This window comes from Brasilonema octagenarum UFV-OR1 (assembly GCF_963888615.1).
Lineage (GTDB): Bacteria > Cyanobacteriota > Cyanobacteriia > Cyanobacteriales > Nostocaceae > Brasilonema > Brasilonema sennae.
In genome coordinates this window covers 1-611 of record NZ_CAWPKW010000117.1, presented here as the reverse complement: position 1 = coordinate 611, position 611 = coordinate 1, and the positions used below count along the sequence as shown (strand labels likewise).

General features: G+C 40.3%; 1 protein-coding gene. It reads right to left on the bottom strand.

The window, feature by feature from the left end:
• Positions 1-486, bottom strand: a 486-nt coding sequence (locus AC5590_RS08835) for an RNA-guided endonuclease InsQ/TnpB family protein (RefSeq protein WP_169269045.1), incomplete at its 3' end; no start/stop codon positions are given.
• Positions 487-611: the final 125 nt, after the last annotated feature.

The following is a 611-nucleotide window of genomic DNA, read 5'->3' as shown; positions in this document are numbered from 1 at the left end:
AACCACGATAACCATAAACAATTCACCCAACGGTGTCCGTTTAATGGTTAGAGTTTTGACTGTCCCCTCTATCTCCCTAGATTTCCAACATTGATAAACTCTGTTCCCAACCTTAACTCGATTACCACTTAGAAATTTGTATCCTGCTTGTTTAAGGGTGAATGATTTGTACTTCTTAACCTTCTTAAACCCTGGTGGTCTAACTCCTTTTTTGTTGTGTTTAAAAAACAATTGGTATGCTTTCTCGATGCGTTGACAGATATCCTGGACTGCTTGAGAACCTACCAACTGCCAAAACGGATTACGCTTCCGCAATTTGGCTATATGAGATTGAAGTTTCACGCTCCGCAAGTGCTTACCCCACATCCGGTAGTATCGGCGACAAAGGGCGATGCAATGGTTATAGATTACCCCAGCAGCGTTAATTGACTGCTTGAGGTATCGATTCCGCTTGTGTTCGTACAACTTAAACTTCAATGTTTTCATGCTACTGTTATATCATAAATGACGGCATATTGACGGCATGAAAAAACTAACAATTAGATGTTCCGACGATGAATATGCAGTACTAATTGAGTATTGTGCCAGTATAGAAAGAACTCAAAACGATG